The 19,010-nt window shown below is 72.3% G+C and carries 15 protein-coding genes and 2 pseudogenes; 9 read left to right on the top strand and 8 right to left on the bottom strand.

Features of this window, described 5'->3' with window-relative positions:
- Positions 1-275: 275 nt before the first annotated feature.
- Positions 276-1,958 (top strand): chloride channel protein, encoded by a 1,683-nt coding sequence (locus OG435_RS36400; protein WP_266886395.1) that lies wholly within the window; start codon positions 276-278, stop codon positions 1,956-1,958.
- A 7-nt stretch (positions 1,959-1,965) separates the two neighbouring features.
- On the opposite strand, the gene OG435_RS36395 is transcribed toward OG435_RS36400, so the two are convergent.
- Together OG435_RS36395 and OG435_RS36390 are read right to left on the bottom strand one after the other, a co-directional pair.
- Positions 1,966-2,403: a glutaredoxin domain-containing protein gene (locus tag OG435_RS36395; RefSeq protein ID WP_266883632.1), complete on the bottom strand. Its 438-nt coding sequence runs from the start codon at positions 2,401-2,403 to the stop codon at positions 1,966-1,968.
- 81 nt (positions 2,404-2,484) lie between these two features.
- Positions 2,485-3,177 (bottom strand): peptidoglycan recognition protein family protein, encoded by a 693-nt coding sequence (locus OG435_RS36390; protein WP_266883630.1) that lies wholly within the window; start codon positions 3,175-3,177, stop codon positions 2,485-2,487.
- A gap of 1,464 nt (positions 3,178-4,641) precedes the next feature.
- On the opposite strand from OG435_RS36390, the gene OG435_RS36385 reads away from it, so the two are divergent.
- Entirely contained in the window at positions 4,642-6,033 is a 1,392-nt protein-coding gene (locus tag OG435_RS36385; protein ID WP_266883628.1) for a D-alanyl-D-alanine carboxypeptidase family protein, read from the top strand.
- Here the strand turns inward: OG435_RS36385 and OG435_RS36380 are convergent.
- The 5 genes and pseudogenes from OG435_RS36380 to OG435_RS36360 form a co-directional block, all read right to left on the bottom strand.
- A pseudogene (locus OG435_RS36380) lies at positions 6,030-6,686 on the bottom strand (sensor histidine kinase); the annotation flags it as partial. The gene OG435_RS36385 and the pseudogene OG435_RS36380 sit on opposite strands and share 4 nt — an antisense overlap.
- 5 nt (positions 6,687-6,691) lie before the next feature.
- Positions 6,692-7,087 (bottom strand): annotated as a pseudogene (locus OG435_RS36375) (SgcJ/EcaC family oxidoreductase); the annotation flags it as partial.
- Positions 7,088-7,163: 76 nt separating this feature from the next.
- Complete coding sequence (locus OG435_RS36370; protein ID WP_266883626.1) at positions 7,164-7,586, bottom strand: hypothetical protein; 423 nt, start codon at positions 7,584-7,586, stop codon at positions 7,164-7,166.
- Positions 7,587-7,699: 113 nt separating this feature from the next.
- Positions 7,700-8,446: an LmeA family phospholipid-binding protein gene (locus tag OG435_RS36365; protein WP_266883624.1), complete on the bottom strand. Its 747-nt coding sequence runs from the start codon at positions 8,444-8,446 to the stop codon at positions 7,700-7,702.
- A complete protein-coding gene (locus tag OG435_RS36360; RefSeq protein WP_266883622.1) occupies positions 8,443-9,120 on the bottom strand; it encodes a TetR/AcrR family transcriptional regulator in 678 nt (225 codons plus the stop codon). Before OG435_RS36360 ends, OG435_RS36365 begins: the two co-directional genes overlap by 4 nt.
- 114 nt (positions 9,121-9,234) lie before the next feature.
- Here OG435_RS36360 and OG435_RS36355 point away from each other — a divergent pair, with 114 nt between their 5' ends.
- Both OG435_RS36355 and OG435_RS36350 read left to right on the top strand, forming a co-directional pair.
- Positions 9,235-11,526 carry an MMPL family transporter gene (locus OG435_RS36355; RefSeq protein WP_266883620.1) on the top strand — a complete coding sequence of 764 codons (2,292 nt, stop codon included), beginning with the start codon at positions 9,235-9,237 and terminating at the stop codon, positions 11,524-11,526.
- A gap of 7 nt (positions 11,527-11,533) precedes the next feature.
- Complete coding sequence (locus OG435_RS36350) at positions 11,534-12,268, top strand: ribonuclease H family protein (protein WP_266883618.1); 735 nt, start codon at positions 11,534-11,536, stop codon at positions 12,266-12,268.
- A 43-nt stretch (positions 12,269-12,311) separates the two neighbouring features.
- Here the strand turns inward: OG435_RS36350 and OG435_RS36345 are convergent, their stop codons facing one another.
- Positions 12,312-13,115, bottom strand: coding sequence for a hypothetical protein (locus OG435_RS36345; protein WP_266883616.1), 804 nt, complete (start codon positions 13,113-13,115; stop codon positions 12,312-12,314).
- Positions 13,116-13,346: 231 nt separating this feature from the next.
- Between OG435_RS36345 and OG435_RS36340 the strand changes: the two genes are divergently transcribed.
- The 5 genes from OG435_RS36340 to OG435_RS36320 all read left to right on the top strand — a co-directional run bounded on the left by OG435_RS36340 (position 13,347) and on the right by OG435_RS36320 (position 18,985).
- Positions 13,347-14,483 carry a substrate-binding domain-containing protein gene (locus OG435_RS36340; RefSeq protein ID WP_266883614.1) on the top strand — a complete coding sequence of 379 codons (1,137 nt, stop codon included), beginning with the start codon at positions 13,347-13,349 and terminating at the stop codon, positions 14,481-14,483.
- 115 nt (positions 14,484-14,598) lie between these two features.
- On the top strand, positions 14,599-15,909 hold the full coding sequence (locus tag OG435_RS36335) for an ABC transporter substrate-binding protein (RefSeq protein WP_266883612.1): 1,311 nt from the start codon (positions 14,599-14,601) through the stop codon (positions 15,907-15,909).
- A gap of 138 nt (positions 15,910-16,047) precedes the next feature.
- Positions 16,048-16,983: a carbohydrate ABC transporter permease gene (locus tag OG435_RS36330; protein ID WP_266883610.1), complete on the top strand. Its 936-nt coding sequence runs from the start codon at positions 16,048-16,050 to the stop codon at positions 16,981-16,983.
- Complete coding sequence (locus tag OG435_RS36325) at positions 16,980-17,939, top strand: carbohydrate ABC transporter permease (protein WP_266883608.1); 960 nt, start codon at positions 16,980-16,982, stop codon at positions 17,937-17,939. Before OG435_RS36330 ends, OG435_RS36325 begins: the two co-directional genes overlap by 4 nt.
- 68 nt (positions 17,940-18,007) lie before the next feature.
- Positions 18,008-18,985 carry a hydroxyacid dehydrogenase gene (locus OG435_RS36320; protein WP_266886393.1) on the top strand — a complete coding sequence of 326 codons (978 nt, stop codon included), beginning with the start codon at positions 18,008-18,010 and terminating at the stop codon, positions 18,983-18,985.
- The last annotated feature ends 25 nt before the right edge of the window (positions 18,986-19,010 follow it).

Below are 19,010 nucleotides of genomic sequence, written 5' to 3'. Positions count from 1 at the left end.
GACCGGGAACGGACGGGGGTCGGCCTTCGGCCAGGCGCGGCACACCGCCCGCGCCCGGCCCGACCGGCAAGACTCCCCCTACGCCGGGCGGGTGTACCTGCGGCCCGCCTCCGGGCCCCGGCGGGCGGCGGCCCGTTGGATGGGGGTCCGGGGGATCGTGGTCAGGGGCCGGGGCGCGCGATCGGCAGTGAATCGGTTCCTGAGGAGTGGAGATGGGTCCGTTTTCGTTCTCGACGGACGCGGCCCGGGACGCGCTGAACCGCACCCAGGCCGCGATGCTGCTGCCCGCGGTACTCGTGGGCGCCGGATCGGGACTGGGCGCGGTGGCCTTCCGGTGGCTGATCGAGGTCTTCACCAAGGCGCTGTCCGGCCACGCCGACTACTCCTCCGCCGGCCACGCCGACAACCCGTACGTGCCCTGGCTCGGACCGTACTTCGTGCTCCTCGCACCCGTGGTCGCGGGCGCGCTCTACGGACCCCTCGTCTACCGCTACGCCAAGGAGGCCCGCGGCCACGGCGTCCCTGAGGTGATGTACGCGGTCGCCCGCCAGGGCGGCCGGATCCCGGCCCGCGTCGCGGTGGTGAAATCGCTCGCGTCCGCGCTGTGCATCGGCGGCGGCGGATCGGTGGGCCGCGAAGGCCCCATCGTCCAGATCGGAGCCGCCCTCGGCTCCACCGCCGGAGCCCTCCTGCGCGTCCGCGAGGAACGGATGCGGCTGCTGGTCGCCTGCGGCGCGGCCGGCGGCATCGCCGCCACCTTCAACGCGCCCCTGGCCGGCGTCTTCTTCGCGATGGAACTGATCCTGCGCGATTTCACGGCCCGCGCCTTCGGCCTGGTCGCCGTCTCCTCCGTCACCGCCAGCGTGATCGGACGCGCGGCCCTGGGCGACGAGCGGTTCCTGGACCTGGTTCCGGTGAACGCGGGCCAGCTGGCCGCGTACGCCCTGTACGTACTGCTCGGCGCGGTGGCCGGGGCCGTCGGGGTGCTCTTCAGCAAGGTGCTCTACGGGGTGGAGGACCTCTGCGACGCCGTCTGGCACGGCCGCCCGGAATGGCTCCGCCCGGCAGTCGGCGGCCTCGTGCTGGGCGCGATCCTGCTGGCACTGCCCGAGATGTACGGGGTCGGCTACCCGGTCCTCGGCAAGGCCACGGTGGGCGGGTACGCGACCGGATTCCTGCTCGTCCTGCTCGTCGGAAAGATCATCGCCTGCAGCGTCACCATCGGGATCGGCGGCTCGGGGGGCGTCTTCGCACCCAGCCTCTTCATCGGCGCCATGCTCGGCAGCGCCTTCGGGCAGACGATGGACGGCCTCGCCCCCGGAGTGACCGGCTCGGCCACCACCTACGCCGTCATCGGGATGGGCGCGGTCTTCGCCGGCTCGGCCCGCGCGCCGATCACCGCCGTCGTCATCATCTACGAACTGACCGGCGAGTACGGCATCATCCTGCCGCTGATGGTCGCCGTCGCGGTCGCCACCGGAGTCAGCCACGCACTCAGCCGGGACACCGTCTACACGGCCAAACTCCTCCGCCGCGGCGTAGACCTGGACCTGACCGGCCCGGCCGCGATCGAGGTCCGGACCGCCATGGGACCACCACCGCCCGCGCTCGCGCCCGGCACCGGCCTGCGCGAGGCGGTCACGGCGATGATCGAGGCGGACGCCGGCCGCCTCCCGGTCGTCGACCGGCACGGCCACTACGAGGGTTCGGTCGGCGCGCTCGCCCTCTCCCGGGCCCTGCAGGAAGGCCTCCCCGAGACCACACCCGTCGAGGCGGTACGGGACCACCCGCCGACCCTGCTCGCCGGCCAGTCCCTCCAGGAGGCACTGCCGCTGCTCGCCGCGAGCGAGGGAGACGGACTCCCGGTCCTGGACGAGGAACGGCTCCGTCTCCTGGGCTGGGTCTCCCACCGCTCGGCCCTGCTCGCCCTGCACCCGCCCTCCCGTCCGGCCCCCTGACCCCGGATCACACGGGCGGGGAGAGCTGGGCGCGCACCCATGCGGGATCGGGGTTGGTGTGCGGCCGGCCGGCCACGATGACGGTGGGCACGGTCTCGTTGCCCTGGTTGGCCTCCCGGGCCGCCGAGGCCCCTGCCGGGTCGCGCCAGATGTCGACCCAGTGCAGTTGGCTCGCGCTGCGGCCGAGCCGGAGGCGGAGCCGTATGCAGTACTGGCATCCGGGCCGCCACAACACGACCGGCCGACCGTCGGCCGCACTGCGGCGCTGCGCCTCCAGCGCTGTGACCGGCCTTGGGAAGACGAGGGGCGATTGCAGGCCCGCGAGCACCAGGAACAGCAGCAGGAGCACGGCGGCCGTGGCGGGGCTCCCCGAGAACGTCAGCCCCGCGGCGACGGCCGAGCCGCAGAGCGCGAGCAGCAGGGGCAATTTCCAGGCACGGGTCATGGTGACGCAGGCTACCGATGAGCCGAGACGAACCTCGAACCGGGTCACCCCGGCAGGGAGTTCACCGGAGTTCACCGGAGTTCACCGGAGTCCGCCGGGGGACGGCAGGAGCTGGTGCACCCGGCGGATGATCTCGGCGCGCTGGCCGGACCGGAGGGTGCCGGGGCATGCGTGGCCTCCCCACGCGGCGCCGCCCATGGCGTGGACGCCCAGACCGGGCTGGTCCGGGCGCTCACTGACGGCCGGCGGCCAGCCGTGGGCGTCGGCGCCCCAGGTGTAGATGCGGGCGACGGCTTCGACCTGCGCCTCGGTGAGCGGGCGGGTGGCGAAGCCGGAGGTCTCGACCGAGGCCCACGCCCCGTTGCCGTCCACCTGTGCCCAGGCCCGGTCCAGTACGGACACGTACTGCTCCGTCTCCCCGTCCTGGGAGACCCAGAAGTGCGAGGAGGTCTTCATCCCCTGGGTGTTGAACCGCTCGTACAAAGAACCCTCTCCCTCCTGGACGTGGAGCACGAGCCCGCGCTGCGCGTCGCGGTCGCCGTGGACGAAGTTGCGCTCCAGCGGGACTTTCGACACCCCGGGCATCCATCCGGAGGCGGTGGGCGAGGCGGCGGGCCCTCCCGCTGCCCGGCCGCGGTCGTCGCCGCCCCGCACGGCTCCGCCGGACCGGGCGGCCAACAGGGAACCGGCTGTCGCGGTGAGGAACACGGCGCCGCCACCGGCGAGCAGGCGCCGCCTCGACGAAGCAGGGGGACGGGAGTTGCTGGAGTGCATGAGCGGTGTCCGGTTCCTGGGTGGTGCTTTGCGTGGGGGAACGCGATTCAACGGGGCGCTCATGATGGGGCCGTGACCGTTTGATGATCGTTCGATGACGGGTCCCGGCCCCGGCCCGGCCGGACGGATTGTGACCAATTGGTCATCCAGTGCGCATCACCTGCGCATACGGGGCACGGAGACTGACGGTTGATCCAGAACGGCACGAGCAAGGCGGTGTACGGCATGACGGCGGTACCGGTGGAGGGCGAGACGCCCGGCGCGACGAGGAACGAGCACCTGGCGAGTACCCCGGACCGGGACGACGCGCAAACACCGACCCCCGCCCCGGGCCCAGCTCGCGCCCCGGCTCCGGCTCCCGCTCCGGCCTCGGCTCCCGCTCCCGCCCCGGCTCCGGCCTCGGCTCCCGCTCCCGCTCCCGCCCCGGCCTCGGCCTCGGCTCCGGCCTCGGCTCCGGCTCCGGCTCCGGCTCAGGCCCCGGCCCCGGCTCCGGCTCCGGCCCCGGCTCCCGCCTCGGCCTCGGCTCGGGCCTCGGCTCGGGCCTCGGCTCCCGCCCCGGCTCCGGCCTCGGCCCCGGACCCGCGCACGGTCCCGGCCCAGGGGACGGCCCCCGGGGCGGAGGCTTTGCCCGATGCCGCGACTGCGTCCCCTTCCGAACCGGCACCCGGGTCCGAGCCTGCGGCTGGGTCCACGGCCGCGCCCGTGGCCGTGGCCGTGGCCGTGGCTGCGCCTGCGCCGTCGCTTCCGGCCGAGGCCAGGCCCGTGTTCGCTGCCGAAGCTGAGGCTGTGTCGGCTCCCGAACCTGGGCCTGGGCCGGGGGCAGAGCCTGTGGTCGAGGCCGTGCCCGTGTCCGTGCCCAAACCCGCGTCCGAGTCCGTGTCTGCGTCCAAGTCCGTGTCTGCGTCCGAGCCCGCGTCCAAGTCCGCTCCCGGACCCGAAGCTGAACCCGGGCCCGGATCTGTGTCCGCGTCCGTGGACGCGGCTGTGCTGGGTCCCGTCTCGTGGCCGAAGGCCAGTTCCGGGGCGGACTCGGTGTCGGTGGGCGGCCGCGATGCCGGTCGTCCTGTTGCCCCTCCTGAGTCGGACTCCGAGAAGACGAGCAAGTTCATCGCGCTCAAGCCACTGGCGGACGAGGCCCCCTCGCCGTCGGTGCCTGTGCCGACCTGGGCGGTGGCTCCCGGGTCTATGCCGCCACCGGTACGGTCCGCTCCGGCCGGGCCGGCGGCCGCGAAGGCCGCGACTTCGGGAACGCTCCCCGGCCAGGTCCCGGCTTCGGGAACCGTGCCCGGCCAGGTCCCGGCCTCGGGAACTGTCCCCGGCCAGGCCTCGGCTCCCGTGCCGGCTCGGGGGGCCGTGCCGCCTTCGGGGGCCGCCCAGGCTCCGGGAGGGGCGTCGGCTCCGGGTAGGGGTCCGGGAACGGCGCCGGCTCCGGGAACGGCGCCGGCTCCGGGAACGGCGCCGGGCATGCGCCCCGCTCCGGGCACCGCTTCCGCTCCGGGCACCGCTCCCGCGCAGGGGGCCGTCCCCGAGGGGACCACCGAGCAGCCGTTGCCCGCGCTCGATCTGCTCGCGGAGCTCACCAACACCCCGCCGCCGCCCGCGACCCCCGGTCGCACGGTGGCCCGGCGGCTCCGGATCTGGGTGCCGCCGCTGCTCCTGCTGGTCGCCGTACTGGCCGTCGTACAGGCGCTGCGGCCCCTGCCCGACGCCGTCCTCACCAGCGGGAGCGCCGCGAACTCCGTCACCCTCGACGGGCGTTTCGACGTGCCCTGGCCGGAGAAGGGCCAGGCCGCCGTACGGGTCGGTGGCGCGGGAGACGTCGGGACGTTCGGGGAGCAGAAGCCCGTGCCCACGGCCAGCGTCGCCAAGGTCATGACGGCCTACGTGACCCTCAAGAACCACCCGCTGAAGAAGAACGAGGACGGCCCTCAGATCGAGGTCGACGCCAAGGCCGTCGCGGAGGGCAACTCGAAGAGCGAATCGCGCATCCCGGGTCTGACGGCCGGCTCCCGCTTCTCCCAGCAGAACATGCTGAAGATGCTGATGATCCCCTCGGGCAACAACATCGCCCGCCTGCTCGCCCGTTGGGACACCGGCAGCGACTCCGAGGCCGCGTTCGTGGAGAAGATGAACGCCGAGGCCAAGGCGCTCGGCATGACCTCCACCACCTACACCGACCCGAGCGGGCTGGACGCCAAGACCGTGAGCACTGCCGCCGATCAGCTGAAACTGGCCGAGGAGGTCATGAAGTTCGACGCGTTCCGGGCGATCGTCCAGCTTCCCAACGCCACCGTCCCGGGCCTGAGCGAGCCGCTCAACAACAACAACGACGACCTGCTCATCGCCGGACTCAGCATCAAGGGCATCAAGACCGGCTCCAGTTCGGCGGCCGGCGGCGCGCTGATGTGGGCGGCGTACAAGACGGTGGGCGACAAGACCCCGATGATCCTGGGCACGATGCTCGACCAGCACGTCACGGGCGCCGACCCCGACGGAGCCAACAGCCTGAAACTGGTCAAGCAGAACAGCAAGAAGGTCATCGAAGCCGTCCGCGCGGCGCTGACCTCGGCGGGCGCGGTCAAGAAGGGCCAGGTCGTCGGGTACGTGGACGACGGGCTCGGCACCCCGACCCCGGTGGTGGCCACCCGCGACACGGCCGCCGTCGCCGTGCCGGGGCAGCGGCTCGATCTGAGCCTGTCCCTCGGGGAGAAGGGCCTCCCGGATCAGGCGCCGGCCGGCACCGAGATCGGGACCCTGACCATCGGCACCGGGCCGGGCGCCCCGACGGTCCCGGTGGCCCTCCAGACGGACCTGTCCGCACCGTCCCTCGGCGCGAAGCTCCTGCGGCTCCGCTAGCGCGCGCCCGGGAGACGGACCGTCACGAGGAGGCCGCCGGAGGGGCGGGGTACGAGCTCGAGGGTTCCGGCGTGGGCGCGGACGATGCTGTGCACGATGGCCAGGCCGAGGCCGGCGCCGGCGTGTTCGTCCGTGCGGACGCGTTCCGTCGCGCGGCGGAAGGGTTCGGTGAGCGTCGGGACCAGTTCCGGTGCGAGCCGGGGGCCCGTGTTCTCGACCCGCAGCACGCACGCGGCGCCTTGCTCCTCGGTGTGGACCGTCACGGTCCCGCCGGTGGGGAGGTTGTGGACGACGGCGTTCTGCACGAGGTTCGTCACCATCCGCAGCAGGAGTTCCGCGGAGCCGTCGGTCCGGGCGGTCCCGCCGCTGACGTCGAGGGTGATCCGGCGCTGCTCGGCGAGGGGGAGCAGGGTCTCGGCGGCCTCCTCGGCGAGCAACGAGAGGTCGACGGCCTCGCGCGCGAAGTCCGCGCGGTCGCCGCGGCTGAGCAGCAGGAGCGCCTCGGTGAGGTCGATCGCCCGCGCATTGACGACGTGCAGGCGTTCGATGAGCTCGCCCCGGTCCCGCGTCGGGTCCTTGCGGGCGACGTCGAGGAGCGTCCGGGAGATGGCCAGGGGGGTGCGCAGCTCGTGGGAGGCGTTCGCCGCGGCGCGTCCGTGACCACCCCGGTGTTCTGGCAGGCGGTCAGCAGCCAGCGGCCGTCCGGCTGCTTCGCGATCACGTACAGGGGAGCGCCCTCGCTCTCCTCGCCCGGGGACAGGTAGCGCTGGCGGACCTTGACGGCCGCGACATCGGGGTGGATGAAGAGCACATGGACCACCTCGTAGGTGACCTGGCCGTCCCAGTTCGCCGCGGGCAGGACCTTGCGGGTGAACTCCGCGATCGCGTCCAGGCCGAGGAGGACCTTGCCGTGGGCCGTCGTCCAGATCGCGTCCGGGTGGAAGAGGCCGAGGAACTCCTCGGGGTCCTTGGTCCGCTGGGAGTGCTCGACCGTGGCGACGAGCCGGCCGATCGCCTCTATGTCCGCCGCGCGGGACGGTGATTGCGTGGTCATGAGGATCACGATCACACCTCAAGCGCGGTTGAGGTCAAGCCTGTTGCGGTACGAAGTGCCCCGGTGGCCGGATCGCCTACGAGGCGGTGATCGGGGACACGGCCACGCAGCCGCCGGCCACGGCGGCCTCGCCCGTGGCCTCCTTGATGACCTTGCCCTTGTAGATGACCTTGCAGGTGAGGTCGGCGGTGTTGTCGACCGAGCTGGGGGAGACCGCCGGCGGCATGATGCCGCGCAGGGTGACCGTCTTCTTCCACGCGGTGCCCGGCTGCTCCGCGGTCACCAGGTTCGGCGCGGTGGCCGTGCCGCCTCCGTCGTGGAAGGAGACGGAGTCGACGGTCTTGCCGGTGACCTCGTAGGTGACCTCATAGGTCTCGTTCACGACCTTGTCGACCTGATCCACGGCCTTGTCGGTCGTGGTGGAGGAGCAGCCGGCGGCAGCGAGCGCCAGGCAGGCCAGGGCGAGGGCGGAGACGGGGGCGGCGGAAAGTTTGCGCATGGGGGGACAGTAAAGTTAAAGGATCTGTAAAGTCAATTTTGGTCTGTGGAGACGGGTGGAGTGAGGGGGGTTGGGGCCATTGTGTCGTTTGCTAACCGGAAAAGCCGGGGTGGTTACACCGACTTGCAGTTGCCTCCGGCGGCGTCCGGTGTGAAGGACTTCGCGAGGGAGGCGTCCAGGGTGAGGCCGGCGCCGGTGGTCCGGGCTCCGGTGAGGCTGACCCCTTCCGGCAGGTCGCCGATGTTCACGGTCCGGGGTGCGAGCTGCTCGGCCAGGCCGCTCGCGCCGGGCAGTCCGCTCACCGTGGCTATCGGCAGTTCGCGGCCCAGTACGGTCACCGTGTCCGGGGTGATCGTGAGGCCGCTCGCCGTGGTGCTGGCGCTCGCGTGCACGGTGACGGGGAGGCCCAGGCCGCCCACGGTTCCGGTGAGGGTGAGCCCCTTCGCGTCGCCGCCCACCTTCAGCCCGTCCACGCCCGTGGCGGCTTCCCCCGAGTCGGCCAGGCGCTTTTGCAGGGCTTCGTAGGGGATGGTGACCGTCGCCCGGCCGCCGCTCATGCCGCCGTCGCGCGTGACGTCGTACAGGTCGGCCTTGACGTCCACGTCCATGTCTATGTCGGCGCGGCGCACGTCCTCGGCCGCCAGGTGTACGGAGCCCACCTGGCCGGTCAGTGCGCGGAGTCCGGCGAAGGCGCCGGAAAGTTCCGCGGTGACGGGTCCGCGGGCCTGGAGGCGGCAGCCCGCCGCCCGCGCGATGCGGTCCTGGGCGGTGTTCTCGACCGCGAGGTCGGCCACGAGGACGCCGATCAGGGCGGTGGTCATCCCGGCGGCGACGAGGACGGGGGTGCGTCGGAGCTTCATGGTGCGGCGGATCCGATCTGCTTCAGCATTCCGAAGGCCTCCAGCAGGAGGGCGGAGGGCGGGGTGTCGGTGAACGTGCCGTTCGCGCGGCGCCGGCGCTGGGTGCGCAGGACGGCGCGGACGGCGGACAGGGCGGCGCCCGCGATCACCCCGGCGCGCAGGTCGGCCTCGGGGATGTCGGCGGGGAGCCGGGCGAGCACGATGAGCGTGAGCCGGTCCTCGAACTCGGCGAAGAGCTGCACGAGTTGGGCGGCCACCACCCGCTCGTCACCCGCGATGGCCACGGAGTGGGTCAGGGCGGTGAGGCTGGACGCCGCGAACGGGGCCACCGCGGAGATCAGGGCGTTGCAGACCGCCTCGAGCGGGTCCTCGTGCGGCGGGCGCCGGGCCAGTTCGGCCTCGACGTACGTGAACAGGTCGACGCTGTCGGGCAGGAGCAGCGCCTCCTTGCTGTCGAAGTAGCGGAAGAAGGTCCGCTCGGAGACGTTCGCGCAGGCGGCGATGTCCGCGACCGTGGTGCCCGCGAAACCGTGCTCGGCGAACAGCGCGGCGGCGCCCTCGCGCAGCAGTGCGCGGGTCCGCTCCTTCTTCCGCTCGCGCAGGCCGTGCTCCGGCCCCGGGTCGGGCTCGGAGCCGCTCGCGGGGGAGAGGGGGGGCGCCGGATCTTGGTTCACCGTCGAAGCCTAGCAATGGCGTCACCCCTGTCAATCGTCAGGGGTGACAATTGTCAGTCCTGCCATTTTCTGCCAAGGTGCCTCGTGTCAGTCCTGACAGTTCTTGGAGGCACCGTGCAATCCCCCCTCGGCCGAACGAGCCGAACGAGCCGAACGAGCCGAACGAGCCGAACGAGCGGCCTGGGCCGCCTGGGCCGCCTCGGCGGCTTCTGCGCCCGCCACCCCGTCTGGGTGATCGCGGCCTGGCTCGTGCTGCTGGCCGGCGCGATGGCCGGCAGCCGGCTCGCCGCCCCGGTGTACAGCGACGAGATCAGCCTCCCCAGCACGCAGTCCCGTACGGGCGCCGATCTGCTGGCCGCCTCCGCCCCCGGGGTCGGGGACCCCAACGGACGCGTGGTCTTCCACGTCGACTCCGGCTCCCTGGCCGGGCACCGCCAGGCCGTTGAGGAGAGTGCGGCCGACCTCGCGCGGATGCCCCACGTCACCGCCGCGTCCCCGGTCGTCACCAGCGCGGACGGCCGTACCGCCTACACGACGGTGTCCTTCGACCGGCAGGTCAAGACCCTCGGGCACGACTACACCGGCACGCTCGACAAGGCCACCGCCGCGGTCCGCGCCTCGGGCGTGGAGGTCGCGTACGGCGGGGACCTGAACCAGGTCGTCCGGCCGCCCACCGACGACAGGGCCCGGGAGGTGGCGGGCGTCCTCGTGGCCCTGCTGATCCTCCTGCTCGCCTTCGGCAGCGTCGCCGCGGCCCTGCTGCCGCTGCTGACCGCGGTGGTCAGCGTCGGCGTGGGGCTCGGCATCGTCGGCATCGTGGCGGGCGTCGTCAGCTTCGCGACCGCCGCCCCCACCCTGGCCACCATGATCGGCCTCGGCGTCGGCATCGACTACGCGCTCTTCCTCACCACCCGCTTCCGCCAGGACCTCCTCGACGGGCACGATCCGGTCGAGGCGGCCGCTCGTACCGCCGCCACGAGCGGGCGCGCCGTCGTCGTGGCCGCCGTCACCGTCGCGGTCGCCATGCTGAGCCTGTACACCTGCGGACTGACCTTCATCGGCCGCATGGGTCTGGCCGCCACCCTCGTCGTGGTCGTCACCGGAGCGGCCGCCCTGACCCTCGTGCCGGCCGCCCTGGGCCTGGTGGGACGCCGGATCGACCGCTTCGCGCTGCGCCGCCCCGTCGCCGAGACCTCCGGCGCCCACGACGGCTGGCACCGCTACGCCGCCCTGGTGGCACGGCATCCGTGGAAGTTCCTGACCGCGGGCACCCTGCTGCTCGCGCTGTGCGCCGTACCGCTGTTCTCCATGCGCCTGGGCCACGTGGACGACGGCGCCGACCGGGCGGGCAGCACCACGCGCACGGCCTACGACTGGATCGCCGAGGGCGAGGGCCCCGGCTTCGGCCCCGGGGCCAACGGCCCCTTCGTCCTGGTCGCCGACCTCCACGGGGCCACCGTCCCGGCCGACCGGATCGGCGCCGAACTCGACGAGGCGCTGCGGGACACGGCGGGGATAGCCGGGTTCACCCCGCTCGCACCCAGCCCCGACGGCCGGCTGCTCGTCTCCACCGTCACCCCGGCCACCGGACCGCAGAGCGCCGGCACGGGGAGCCTGTTCACGACGCTGACCGGGACCACGCTGCCCTCCGCGCTCGACGGCACCGGCGCGGAGGGCTACCTCACCGGATCCACCGCCGGCCAGCTGGACTTCCGCGACACCGTCAAGGACCGGCTGCCGCTCATCATCGGCATCGTGCTGGCAGCCGCGGTCGTCCTGCTGACCCTCGTGTTCCGCAGCGTGGTGGTCCCGCTCAAGGCGGTCGCCCTGAACCTGTTCACCACCGCCGCGTCCTACGGGGTCCTCGTCGCGGTGTTCCAGTGGGGCTGGGGGAGCGGGCTGATCGGGGTGCCGGAGCCGGTCCCCATCGAGTCGTTCGTACCGATGATGATGTTCGCGATCGTCTTCGGACTGTCGATGGACTACGAGATCTTCCTGCTCTCCGCCATCGCCGGGTCCTGGCACCGCACCGGGGACAACACCCTCGCCGTCGGTACGGGCCTGGCGGCCACCGGCCGGGTCATCTCGAGTGCGGCGCTCATCATGACGGCGGTCTTCCTGTCCTTCGCGGCCTCGCCCACGGTCGTGGTGAAGATGCTCGCGGTGGGCCTGGCGGTGAGCGTGATCCTGGACGCGACCGTGGTGCGGCTGGTGCTGGTCCCGTCGGCGATGTTCCTGATGGGCCGGGCCAACTGGTGGCTGCCGCCCTTCCTGGACCGGCTCCTGCCGCGGCCGCACAGCGAGGAGGGGCCGGGGCCCGCACCTTTGGGGGCGGGAACGAGAACGGGCGCGGGCGCGGGAACGGGCGCGGGCGCGGGTACGGGCAGTGGTCGCGGTGAGGCATGATCGGGGGATGTCTGATCGCATCATCGCCGCCTGCGACGGGGCGGCCAAGGGAAATCCCGGGCCCGCCGCCTGGGCCTGGGTCATCGCCGACGCCCACGGGCACCCCGAGCGCTGGGAGGCCGGGCCGCTGGGCCGGGCCACCAACAACGTGGGTGAACTCACCGCTCTGCAGCGGCTGCTGGAGGCCGTGGCCCCCGGTACGGCCGTGCAGGTGCGGATGGACTCCCAGTACGCCATGAAGGCCGTGACGCAGTGGCTCCCGGCGTGGAAGCGCAACGGCTGGAAGACCGCCGCGGGCAAGCCGGTGGCCAACCGCGAGCTCGTCGAGAGCATCGACGCCCTGCTGACCGACCGGGACGTGGAGTTCCGCTACGTCCCCGCGCACCGCGAGGACGGTGACCACCTGAACGCGATCGCCGACCAGGCGGCCAGCGACGCGGCCGTGAGCCAGGAGCCGGCCGGAACCGCGCTGGGCCACGCGTCCATGCCGGTCCCGGCGCCCGCCCGCAGCACCCCGGCGCGCACCACCTCCGCCCGTCGTCCCGACGGAGCCGCGTCGGCCAAGAGCGCGACGGCCGCCAGGACCGCGACCGCCGGCGGCCGGGCCGGGGTCACCATCAAGGCCAAGTTCCCCGGCACCTGCCCCTGCGGGAAGCAGTACGCGGCGGGGGAGAAGATCAGCAAGCTCGGATCGCGCTGGGGCCACCCCGACTGCGGCGGAGACGACTCCACCGCCGGATAGCCCGTCCGTCAGCATCGGCAGGCGCCCTTCCGGGCGTCGCGCGTCAGCCGATCAGGACACCGCTGGACGACCTGGCGGGCACGATGTCCCCGGCGGGGGGCACCACGATCCGTACGGGCTTGCCCAGCTCGGTGAAGACCACGGTCGTGACCGATCGGACCTTGCCGATGCTGAGCGTCATGCGCGTCCGTACGACCCGGCCCTGGCCGTCGACCCAGACCTCGGCGGCCACGGGGACCGCACCGCCCAGCTGCGTGCGCAGGGTGTCGAGGGTGAGCCCCACGTCCGGCGCCAGCCGGGAGGTGAGGGCTTCGTACGGGAGGAGGCCGTAGTAGTGCACGGCCTTCACCCCGTCCAGGTCCTCCTCGTTGCCCTTGCTCACGTCGGTGAGCGCCGCGACCTGCTCCAGCACGTGCTCCGGGTCGTTGAGCGGTGCCCGCAGTGCGGCGTGGGCCGTTGCCCCGGCCCGGGGGATCGACCCCCAAGGGTCCTTGTCCGGGCCGGCGGAAGCGCGGACGTAGACGTTGCCGTCGGCGAACACCTCGTCGAGGTGGCTGATGGCCCCGCCGGGGAAGTCGACCGACAGCGCGCCCTTGTCCGCGGCCATGTCGAAGTCGCCGGCGACGGTGAGGACGTACGCTCTCGCGCCGTCCCCGACCTCCACGGTCTGGCTGGTCCGGGCCGTCGTCGCCCGGGTGGCCGCGGCAGCCGTGTGTACGGTTCCCGCGTGGTCGGCGACCGGCGCGGACGGGGCCTTCCCGGAGGCGCCACCGGAGCTGAGGTCCGGATCGCATCCGGCGCACAACACGAGGGCGAGGGCGGCGGTCAGGGTGAAGGGGCGGCGCATCGTTTCTCCGGGAGTCGTGGTCGAGCGCTCTGTCGGGCTGCGTCGCTGGGGTACGGGTCGGTTCGACAAGGTCGTCGTCCGGGACGGTAGTGGATCACCTGCACGGCCCCGACACGGGGTGCGTGATCATGGGGGCGCTATGCAATCCTTTCGTTCGAAAGGAAACGCAAGTTTCGTCTTTCGCGCGCTACGCTGACCTCGACCAGGGACGCAGTCGAGGGGAGCTCCACCGTGCACGCAGAGGAACGACAGCAGGCGATCCTGCGACGGGTCCGCGAGGCGGGATCGATGCGCGTCACGGACTTCGCGGCGGAGCTCGGCGTGTCCGTGGTGACCGTGCGCAAGGACGTCGAAGTCCTGGCCGAGCGCGGCCTGCTGGCCCGGGTGCACGGCGGCGCGATGCTGCCGGAGGACTGGGCGGAGACCGCACCCGTGACCGCCGCCCCGGCGGCGGCCCGCTCGTCCTCGGGCGCCGTCGCCGCCGCGGGCGGGGCCGGGGCCGCCGCGGGCGGGGCCGGGGCCGCCCGGCCGCTGGTCCTCGGGCTGATCGTGCCGTCCTCCGCCTACTACTACCCCGAGGTGATCAAGGGCGCCCGGGAAGCGGCGGACGCCCTCGGGGTGCGGCTGACCCTCGCGGTGTCCACGTATGACGTGGACACCGAGAAGGCGCAGGCCGCGCGGATGGTCGCGGACGGCGTCGACGGTCTGCTGCTCGCGCCCTCCGCCGGCGACGGCAAACCGGGCGGCCAGTGGTACGAGGAGCTCGGCGTGCCCGTCGTCCTGATCGAGCGCCGCCCCGAACAGCAGGCCTCCGCGGCCGAGCACGTCGGCACGGACCACGGGTACGGAGCCAGGCTGGCGGTGCGCCACCTCCTGGACACGGGGCGCGGCAGGATCGCCCTCGTGATGCGGGGCGGGACCCCCACCGCGCCCTGGATCAAGAAGGGCTACGACGCCGCGATGGTCGAGGCGGGCCCGGATGTCGCGGAGCATGCGCTCTTCCTCGACCTCGCGGAGCGCAGTGCGGGCGAGGCGGCCTACGAAGAGGTGATGGCCTCCTTCGTGGAAGCGGTCCGGGAGGGGCGCGTCGACGCGGCCCTGGTCCATCCCGACCACGAGGCCATGGTGCTGATGCAGCGGCTGCGCGGGGCTTCGCTGTCCGTGCCGGGCGATGTCGCGCTGGTCTCGTACGACGACGAGGTGGCCTCCCTGGCGGACCTGCCGCTGAGCGCGGTGGCGCCCTCGAAGCATGAAGTGGGCGTCACGGGCGTGGAGTTGCTCGTACGAAGGCTGCGCGAGCCGGGCCGGCCGAGACGGCGGATCGCGATCCTGCCCGAACTCCGGGTGCGCGCGTCCAGCGAGGCCTAACCGTTACTTCGCTTTTCTTTCTCAAAGTTTCTTTTTCTATTGACTCCCTTCTCCTCTGGCCGAATGATGTGCATCACCTCGCCGCATCGCCGGCTCGCACCTGAGGAGCAGAGCAGTGAAGCTCACTTCCCGTACCTCTCGCGCCGCCCTCGCCGCCTTCTCGCTGGCCCTGTTCGCCACTGCCTGCGGTGGGAGCGAGGGCGCCGCGTCCAAGACCGACGCCGCCCCCAAAGAGCCGGTCAACCTGACCTATTGGGGCTGGGCCGGTGGAGCCCAGCAGGCGGTGGACGCCTTCAACGCGTCGCACCCGAACATCAAGGTCACCTTCTCGGCCATCACCGGCGGACCGGACGGGTACGCCAAGATCAGCAACGCGATCAAGGCCGGAAACGCTCCCGACGTCGCGGGCATCGAGTACCCGACGCTTCCCGAGTTCGTCAGCCAGGGATACCTGGCGGACATCACCGCCCCGGCCGGCGCCACCGTGAAGGCGAAGTTCCCCCAGGGCGTCCAGGACCGGGTGACCCTCGGCGGCAAGACCTGGGCCGTGCCGTACGACGCCACGCCCAACCTCCTCTACTACCGCAAGGACCTCTTCAAGAACGCGGGCGTCGAAGTCCCCAAGACCTGGGACGAGTACAAGGCGGCCGCCGAGAAGATCAAGGCCTCCGACAAGAACGTGCGCATAGGCGGCTGGGGCAACGACGACGCGCCCCTGCTCGCGGCGCTCTCCTGGCAGGCCGGTGCCAAGTGGTACGGCACCGAGGGTGACGGCTGGAAGGTCAACATCAACGACGCCCCTTCCCAGAAGGTGGCCGCGTACTGGCAGGGCCTGGTCAAGGACGACCTGGTGATGAACCTGAAGATCAACGGCCCGGAGTTCGCGAAGGCCAAGGCCGACGGGGCCATGGCCAGCTTCATCGGCGCCTCGTGGAGCGCCGGCGGCACGATGACCACCCTGGCCAAGGACGCCGGCAAGTGGGGCGTCGCCCCGCTGCCGCACTGGGGCACCCCGGCGAGCGGCATGTTCGGCGGCACCAGCTACGCCGTCACCAAGGGCAGCAAGCACGTCAAGGAAGCGGCCGAGTTCGCCACTTGGGCGGCCACCAGCCCCGAAGGCGTCAAGGCCCGCCTCAGCAGCCTGAAGGCGCCGAGCAGTAGCCTGCCCGCCAGCCCCGAGCTCCGTCCGATCGCCGCCGCGGCCTTCGACGACAAGGGCTTCTTCGGCGGCGACAAGGTCTACGAGATCGCCGGCGCGCAGGTCGACACCATCGTCCCGGGCTGGGTCTGGGGACCGGTGCAGACGGCCACCAACACCGCCATCCAGGACGCCGGGCTCAAGGGCACCCTGGCCGACGGACTCGCGGCCGGCCAGACGGCAGCCGAGGCGGCCATCAAGGGCCGCGGGCTCAACCTCGCGAAGTAGGCGCCGCGCGGGGCCCGAAGCCTTCCCGGCGCCCGGGCCCCGCCCCGCCCCGCCTCTTCGCTCCCCTTCCCTTCTCTTCCTCTCTCCTCCAAGGGCCTCTCCGTCCGCTCCTCCGCAGCGCACCACCAAGGAGATCCGGTGGCAGCACCACTCACTCGTTCAGCCCGCGGCACCGCGCCCGCGCCCGGGCGCCGGCCAGGCCAGGGCAGGGCGGTGCTCGTCTTCCTCGGCCCGTTCTTCCTGCTCTTCACCGCGGTCCTGATCCTGCCCGTCGCGTACGCGCTCTGGATGAGCCTGTTCACCGAGCAGTCCTCCGGTCTCGGATTCGGCGGCACCGAGCGGGTCTTCAGCGGGCTCGGAAACTACACCAAGGCGCTCGGCGACCACGGTTTCACCTCCTCCTTCCTGCACGTGGCCGCGTACTGCGCCGTCTACATCCCGGTGATGATCGGCTCGGCCCTCGTCCTGGCCCTGCTCGTCGACTCGGCCGCGGCCAAGGCCAAGCGCCTCGTCCAGTTCGCCGTCTTCATGCCGCACGCGGTCCCCGGACTGGTCGCGGCGATCATCTGGACCTACCTCTACACCCCCGGCCTGAGCCCGGTCCTGGACTGGATCGAGGCGGCGGGCGGCCAGTGGGACTTCTTCGCACCCGGCAGCGTCCTGCCCTCGCTGGTGAACGTCGCGGCCTGGCAGTGGATCGGCTACAACATGATCATCTTCTTCGCCGCGCTCCAGGCCGTGCCCCGCGAGGTCATCGAAGCGGGCGTCATGGACGGCGCCGGTGAACTGCGCATCGCGCTGCGGATCAAACTGCCGATGATCCGCTCCGCCGTCTTCCTCACCCTGCTGTTCACCTGTGTCGGCGTGGTCCAGATCTTCGGTGAACCGATGCTCCTCTCGAAGCGGGCCGGCTCGATGGGCTCGGACTGGTCCCCGATGATGTTCATCTACAAGGCGGCCTTCGAACGGCACGACTACGGCCTCGCCTCCGCCGCCTCGCTCATCGTGGCCCTCGTCGCCGGCACCCTCTCCTACGTCGTCACCCGGATCGGAAAGCGAGGTGACTCGGCATGAGCACCCAGACGGCCCCCTCGGCCCCGCCCGAGGCCGCTCCCGGCAGCGAGCCGGCGCCCGCACCCGGAGCCCCGACCGCCCGACGGGCGGATCGCAAGCCCGCCGGGAGGCGGCGCCGGAGCGGTGCGATGGCCTCCAAGGCCGTGGTCAACGCCGTGCTCCTGGTGGCGGTCCTCTACACCCTGATGCCGTTGACCTGGCTGCTGATCGCCGCCACCAAGAACCACGCCGACCTCTTCGGGACGGCCGGCTTCGGCTTCGGCGAGTTCCACCTCTTCGACAACCTCCGGGCCGTGTTCAGCTACGACGGCGGGATCTTCGGCCGCTGGCTGCTCAACAGCCTCCTCTACTCCGTCGTCGGATCGCTGGCGTCCTCGCTGATCAGCGTCGCCGCCGGATACTGCTTCGACAAGTACGAGTTCCGGGGCAAGGGCGCGCTCTTCGGACTCGTCCTGACCGGCACCCTGGTGCCCACGATCGTCATCACGCTCCCGCAGTACCTCCTGGCCTCCGAGGTCGGGATCGTCAACACCTACTGGTCGGTCCTCATCCCGGCGCTCGTGAACCCCTTCGGCGTGTACCTGGCCCGGGTCTTCTCCGAGGGCTACGTGCCCGGGGAGGTACTGGAGGCCGCCCGCATCGACGGAGCGAGCGAGCTGCGCGTCTTCCGGTCGATCTCGCTGCCGATGCTCCTGCCCGGCTTCATGACGCTCTTCCTCTTCTCCTTCACCGCGAGCTGGAACAACTTCTTCGGCCCGCTGGTCATGCTCAACGACCAGCACCTGTACCCGGCGGTGCTCGGCATCTACAGCTGGAACCAACTGGTGCTCCAGTACCCGGAGTTCTACGCCCTCGCGATCACCGGATCGCTGATGGCCGTCATCCCGCTCGCCCTCGCCTTCATCGGCCTGCAGCGGTTCTGGCGCTCCGGCCTCACGGCGGGAGCGCTCAAGTGACGAACCCGGACCTCCCCGACCCGGCCCGCGAGCCCGGCGGGCCCCGCAAGCCCCGCACCCTCCTCGTCATGAGTCCCGAGACGAAGGCGGCCCTGCTCGACCAGCGGGCACTGGACCGGCTCGGCGCCACCGCCCTGCTGGACCCCGACCTCCTGGTCACCGACTTCGCCACGGCCGACCCCGCGCGGCTGCGGGAAGCCGAGGTCCTGCTCACCGGCTGGGGCTGCCCGCCCCTCACCGAACAGGCCCTCGACCTCCTCCCGGCCCTGCGTGCGGTGGTGCACACCGCCGGCACCGTGAAGGGGCTGATGACGGAAGCCGCCTGGGGGCGCGGGCTGACCGTCACCAGCGCGGCCGAGGCCAACGCCCAGCCCGTCGCCGAGTTCACCGTCGCCGCGATCGTCTTCGCCAACAAGCGCGTCCTCACTACCGCCCGGGCCTACCGGGAGACCCGCACCCAGCTCAACCCGCTCACGCTGTACCCCGGAATCGGCAACTACGGCAGGACCGTCGGCATCATCGGCGCCTCGCGCATCGGCCGCCGCGTCATCGAACTGCTCCGCTCCTACGACGCCCACGTGCTGGTCCACGACCCGTACCTGGACGGGGGCGCAGCCAGGGCCCTGGGGGTCGAGCCCGTCGACCTGGACGAACTGATGGGCCGCAGCGACGTGGTGACCGTGCACGCACCCCAGACCGCCGAGACCCGCCACCTCGTCGACGCGCGGCGCCTCGCCCTCATGCGCGACGGCGCGACCCTCGTCAACACCGCTCGCGGAACGCTCGTCGACACCGAGGCGCTCACCGCGGAGTTGGTCTCCGGCCGGCTGCACGCCGTCCTCGACGTCACCCACCCTGACGTCCTGCCGGCCGCATCGCCGCTCTACGACCTGCCGAACGTGCTGCTCACCCCGCATGTCGCCGGGTCCCTCGGCAACGAACTCGGACGGCTCGCCGCCTGCGCCGCCGAGGAGTTGGAGCGGTACGCCCGAGGGCTCCCCTTCGCCTACGCCGTCCACCCGGCGAGCCTGGCCTACTCGGCCTGAACGCCCCGCCTCCGAACCCCGAAAG

This window comes from Streptomyces sp. NBC_01264 (genome assembly GCF_026340675.1).
Taxonomy (GTDB): domain Bacteria; phylum Actinomycetota; class Actinomycetes; order Streptomycetales; family Streptomycetaceae; genus Streptomyces.
This window is presented reverse-complemented; position numbering and strand designations above follow the sequence as displayed.

What these genes read in the sequence shown, in the direction of transcription:
- OG435_RS36400 (WP_266886395.1), top strand. Translation starts at nt 276, where the DNA reads ATGCTGCTGCCCGCGGTACTCGTGGGCGCCGGATCGGGACTGGGCGCG.
- OG435_RS36395 (WP_266883632.1), bottom strand. Translation starts at nt 2,403, where the DNA reads ATGACCCGTGCCTGGAAATTGCCCCTGCTGCTCGCGCTCTGCGGCTCG.
- OG435_RS36390 (WP_266883630.1), bottom strand. Translation starts at nt 3,177, where the DNA reads ATGCACTCCAGCAACTCCCGTCCCCCTGCTTCGTCGAGGCGGCGCCTG.
- OG435_RS36385 (WP_266883628.1), top strand. Translation starts at nt 4,642, where the DNA reads ATGCGCCCCGCTCCGGGCACCGCTTCCGCTCCGGGCACCGCTCCCGCG.
- OG435_RS36370 (WP_266883626.1), bottom strand. Translation starts at nt 7,586, where the DNA reads ATGCGCAAACTTTCCGCCGCCCCCGTCTCCGCCCTCGCCCTGGCCTGC.
- OG435_RS36365 (WP_266883624.1), bottom strand. Translation starts at nt 8,446, where the DNA reads ATGAAGCTCCGACGCACCCCCGTCCTCGTCGCCGCCGGGATGACCACC.
- OG435_RS36350 (WP_266883618.1), top strand. Translation starts at nt 11,534, where the DNA reads ATGTCTGATCGCATCATCGCCGCCTGCGACGGGGCGGCCAAGGGAAAT.
- OG435_RS36345 (WP_266883616.1), bottom strand. Translation starts at nt 13,115, where the DNA reads ATGCGCCGCCCCTTCACCCTGACCGCCGCCCTCGCCCTCGTGTTGTGC.
- OG435_RS36325 (WP_266883608.1), top strand. Translation starts at nt 16,980, where the DNA reads ATGAGCACCCAGACGGCCCCCTCGGCCCCGCCCGAGGCCGCTCCCGGC.
- OG435_RS36320 (WP_266886393.1), top strand. Translation starts at nt 18,008, where the DNA reads ATGAGTCCCGAGACGAAGGCGGCCCTGCTCGACCAGCGGGCACTGGAC.